This is a genomic window from Desulfosarcina cetonica JCM 12296 (genome assembly GCF_001311845.1).
GTDB classification, from domain to species: Bacteria; Desulfobacterota; Desulfobacteria; order Desulfobacterales; family Desulfosarcinaceae; genus Desulfosarcina; species Desulfosarcina cetonica.
The window spans coordinates 1-3,868 of record NZ_BBCC01000328.1 but is presented as its reverse complement, the minus strand read 5'-3'; the positions used below and the strand labels follow the sequence as shown (position 1 = coordinate 3,868).

General features: G+C 62.3%; 7 protein-coding genes. All 7 read left to right on the top strand.

Translation table 11 applies throughout. The features are described 5' to 3' along the window. The coding region (locus JCM12296_RS33105; protein WP_157068136.1) for a B12-binding domain-containing radical SAM protein at positions 1-614 on the top strand (614 nt) is incomplete at its 5' end. 93 nt (positions 615-707) lie between these two features. Continuing rightward, positions 708-1,037, top strand: a complete 330-nt coding sequence (locus JCM12296_RS33100) for a 3-hydroxyacyl-ACP dehydratase FabZ family protein (RefSeq protein WP_172684236.1) — start codon at positions 708-710, stop codon at positions 1,035-1,037. 22 nt (positions 1,038-1,059) lie between these two features. Continuing rightward, complete coding sequence (locus JCM12296_RS33095; RefSeq protein WP_054702104.1) at positions 1,060-1,335, top strand: acyl carrier protein; 276 nt, start codon at positions 1,060-1,062, stop codon at positions 1,333-1,335. A 97-nt stretch (positions 1,336-1,432) separates the two neighbouring features. Then, on the top strand, positions 1,433-2,530 hold the full coding sequence (locus JCM12296_RS33090) for a radical SAM family protein (RefSeq protein ID WP_246805253.1): 1,098 nt from the start codon (positions 1,433-1,435) through the stop codon (positions 2,528-2,530). A gap of 30 nt (positions 2,531-2,560) precedes the next feature. Beyond that, positions 2,561-3,220, top strand: coding sequence for a radical SAM protein (locus JCM12296_RS33085; protein ID WP_246805252.1), 660 nt, complete (start codon positions 2,561-2,563; stop codon positions 3,218-3,220). Then, positions 3,217-3,558, top strand: a complete 342-nt coding sequence (locus tag JCM12296_RS46630) for a hypothetical protein (RefSeq protein ID WP_246805250.1) — start codon at positions 3,217-3,219, stop codon at positions 3,556-3,558. The genes JCM12296_RS33085 and JCM12296_RS46630 overlap by 4 nt, the downstream gene beginning before the upstream one ends. Before the next feature lie 11 nt (positions 3,559-3,569). After that, the gene (locus tag JCM12296_RS33080; protein WP_054702101.1) at positions 3,570-3,839 is read left to right on the top strand and encodes a beta-ketoacyl synthase N-terminal-like domain-containing protein; all 270 of its coding nucleotides are present in this window, start codon (positions 3,570-3,572) and stop codon (positions 3,837-3,839) included. Positions 3,840-3,868: the final 29 nt, after the last annotated feature.

Sequence of the window (3,868 nt, the reverse complement as noted above, 5' to 3'; positions counted from 1 at the left end):
AGCACAGCTTGGCGGTGGCCCGGGCCCTGCGCCAGGCCGGCCTGACGATTCCCTGGGGCGCCTTTTTCGCCCCCACGGCGGCGGAGCCCGACTATTTCCGCATCATGGCCGACTGCGGCCTCAGCCATGTGGAATTCGGCACCGAATCCCTCAGCGACCCGGTACTGGCCGCCTACGGCAAGCCTTTCGACCATCAGGCGGTCTTCCGCGCCCACCGCATGGCCCGTGGGGCCGGACTGCACACGGCCCACTATTTCCTTTTCGGCGGACCGGGTGAAACCCGCCAGACCCTGGACGACACCCTGACACGCATCGAGGCCCTCGATCGCTCGGTGGCCTTCATGTTCTGCGGCATGCGCATCTATCCCCACACGCGCCTGTACGATCTGGCCGTGGCCGAGGGCCAGATCCGCGCCGACCAGAACCTGGTGGATCCCGTCTTTTACCGCGCCCCGGAGATGGATAGCCGGCGCGTCACCGAGATCATCGAACAGCGGCGCCAGGGACGCATGAATTGGGTGGTCGGCGCCGGCGACCCGGAGATGACCGCCATCACGGCGCGCATGTACCGCAAGGGCTACAGCGGCCCCCTGTGGGAATATCTGTGCCGATGATTTTATGCGTCGAAGTCAGTTCTTCCCTTGAATAACACCGTGGAATGATTTACATAGAAAAATTTTATGGGATTCGCGATGGAGTTGCGCCACATGGCTACGCAGAGCGTTGATCTGACGGCCGAAGCACGCATTCCCCGGGATTCGGCTTGGTTCAGCGGACATTTTCCCGGGCAGCCGGTCCTGCCGGGCATCGCCCAGCTGGCGCTGGTCTTCGATCTGATCCAGGCACATGCCGGGCACGCCTTGCGCATCGTCGAAATGAGCCGGATCCGGTTCAAGCGGATGATTCTGCCGGAAGACCCGGTGACGATCATCGCAACCCCCAAGCCGGGAAGGAGCGACGTCTACACCTTCCGGATTGAAAAAATCGACGGGCTGGTCACCACGGGAACCATGACGGTGGCCCCCTCACGCACATAAGGATTTTAAGGAGAAGCACGGTATGCAAGCAGGCAGCAAAACGGATACCATTACCCTTCGGGTGGCCGAAATCATGATCGACGAGCTCAAGCTGGAGGATGTCACCCCCGAAACCTTTGATCCGGACATGGACCTGGTGGATGAGGTGGGCATTGACAGCATGGATCTGGCCACGGTGGCCCTGGTCCTGCGTGACGAGTATGCCGTTCGCATCGATGAGGACGACTATCCCAAGCTGACCACCATTCGGCTGATCGCGACCTATATCCAGAATAAGCTCGACGCCGCTGCCGCCTGATGCGCCCATCCATGCCATGAAGGCTGACGACCCGTGCGCGGCCGTCGCCAGCGAATCACCGTCAGCAGTGCGCATCATCAATTTCAGGAGAGCCCACGTGAGCCACCATCCCCCAGCATCCGCGCAGGCCCGTTCCCGCCCAGATCCCGTACCGTATAAGTTTGCCGATCTGATCGCCGAGCCCGTGGTGCGCGAACGCTGGGAGCAGGTGCGCCGTTATTTCTTCCTGCGCGAATCCACCTACGACATGACCCGGCGATGCAATATCCGCTGCAACGGCTGTTACTATTATGAAGGGGAGAAGCAGCACGCCCGCGACGATTCCGGCCCGGACCAGTGGCGGGCGCTCATGCAAGCCGAAAAGGATCGGGGAATCACCTTCGTGGTGCTGGCCGGCGCCGAGCCCTCCCTGGTCCCCGAACGCTGTCAGGCCTGCTTTGACGTGATTCCCCTGGGGGCCATCGCCACCAACGGACTCAAGCGCATGCCGGACGAAATCGGCTATCGGCTGCACATTTCCGTGTGGGGCGACGATGCCACCAGCCTGGCCACGCGCAACGCCAAGGAGATGCTGGTGCGCCAGATCGACAACTACCGGTCGGATCCGCGGGCGATCTTCGTGTATACCTTCACGCCCCACAATATCGACCAGGCCGAATCGGTGACCCGTCAACTGGCCCATGAGGGATGCACCCTGACCTTCAACATGTTCTCGGCCCCGGTGGGCTACAGCGGCGATCTGCGGCATACCCCCGAAACCTTGGCCCGTACCCGCCAGACCATGATCGACCTTTTGGAACGTTACCCGGAGACGGTGGTCTACGCCCATTACAATGCCGTGGCCCATACCCACAGCCTGGGGCTGCATGCCCTGTTCGGCTGCTCCTACCCGCGCTGCAACCCGTCCACCGATGTGGGCTTGGGCCGTTCCTTCCGCCAGTACCGCACCGACCTTACCTGGGATCGCGACGCGGCCTGTTGTGTGCCGGACACGGACTGCGCCGACTGTCGCCATTACGCCGCCGGCAGCGCGGTGGTGACCGCGCGGCTATTTCGCCATGCGGTCGATCCGGACACCTTTCAATCCTGGCTGGACTACGTGAACACCTATCTTGCCGTCTGGGTACGCGATTATCCCCGGGGTGCCGACCTGTGCCCCAAGCCGGTGCCGCCACCCGGGTTTGACCTGATTTGACTTTTGGCCTGATTTTGGAGGAGTTCCTGCATGAAAACCGTCAGCTCGCTGCTCGACGACCAGTGGTATGAGCGCTACCGCAAAATCTCCAAGCTGAACATCCGCAGCTCCATCTACGATGTGACCAATCGCTGCAACCTGCGCTGCAAGGGCTGTTTTTTCTTCTCCTCGGGCGAGCACAAGGTGGCCGACGAAGAGATGGACCTGGGACGCTGGGAAGCCTTCATCGACAGCGAGATGGCCCGCGGCGTCAACCTGGCCATTCTGATCGGCGGCGAGCCGACCCTCTGCCTCGACCGGGTGGAGGCCTTCTACAAACGGCTACCCACCTTCTGCGCCACCAACGGGCTGATCAAGGTGCCCCGGGACCGTTTTCCCGACATGATGATCGGCATCTCCCTGTGGGGCAGCGAGGAAGACGAGCGGCTCTTGCGCGGCAAGGATGCCTTCTCCATCTCCAGCAAGCACTACGCCGGCGACCCCTATACCTACTACCTGTACACCATCACCCCCAAACAGATCGGCAAGACCGAACGCATCATCCGCAAAATCCGCGACGTGGGTCTGAAGGTGCACATGCAACTTTTGTCCAACGATGAAGGCGTGGACGGATTTTCCTGGTCACCCGCCGAGCTGGACGCCATCCGCGCCGAAATGGACGCCATGCTGGACGCTATCCGCAGACGGTGATCAGCTCCAAGTACTACCACGAGATCATCACCACGGGGAAAATGCTCGGGCGACCCTTCGGCTGGATGGAATGCCCCTCGGTGACGATTACCATGGACAACCGCGATCCGCGGCCCCGGCGGCTGACCAACTTCATCCGCTGGGCCTCGGACCTGAAAACCGTGCACCGCTGCTGCACCTCGGAGACGCGCGACTGCAGCACTTGCAAGGACGGCGCCGCCCACATGAGCTGGGTGATGGTCAACAAGCGCGCCCACATGAATTCCACAAGGGACCTGCAGAACTGGATCGAGATTTACGAGATGTTCGCCAAACTCTACCAGTTCCTGCCCTGGTGATGGACGGCCGCATGTCCCGCGATCCTGCCGTCATCATCGGCGTTGACGCCGTCTCGCCCCTGGGCATCGACCTTGATGAACAGTGGCGCCTGGCCCTGGCCGGCCAGAGCGGCATCGATCGGTTGACGCGCATCCAACCGGGCCCCGACTTTCCGGTCCAGGTGGCCGGGCAAGTGGCGGACATCGACCATTTGGGCTATCCCTTTCTCAAGCCGCGCGAGCAGGCTCGCTGGATTTCGCCCCTGTTCAAGTACGCCCTGCTCACCGTGACCCGCGCCTGAAACGCTCCGGCCTGACCCTCGACGCGGCC

Bases quoted from the DNA above. Each gene is read 5' to 3' on its own strand.
- JCM12296_RS33100 (WP_172684236.1), top strand. From the start codon at position 708: ATGGCTACGCAGAGCGTTGATCTGACGGCCGAAGCACGCATTCCCCGG.
- JCM12296_RS33095 (WP_054702104.1), top strand. From the start codon at position 1,060: ATGCAAGCAGGCAGCAAAACGGATACCATTACCCTTCGGGTGGCCGAA.
- JCM12296_RS33085 (WP_246805252.1), top strand. From the start codon at position 2,561: ATGAAAACCGTCAGCTCGCTGCTCGACGACCAGTGGTATGAGCGCTAC.
- JCM12296_RS33080 (WP_054702101.1), top strand. From the start codon at position 3,570: ATGTCCCGCGATCCTGCCGTCATCATCGGCGTTGACGCCGTCTCGCCC.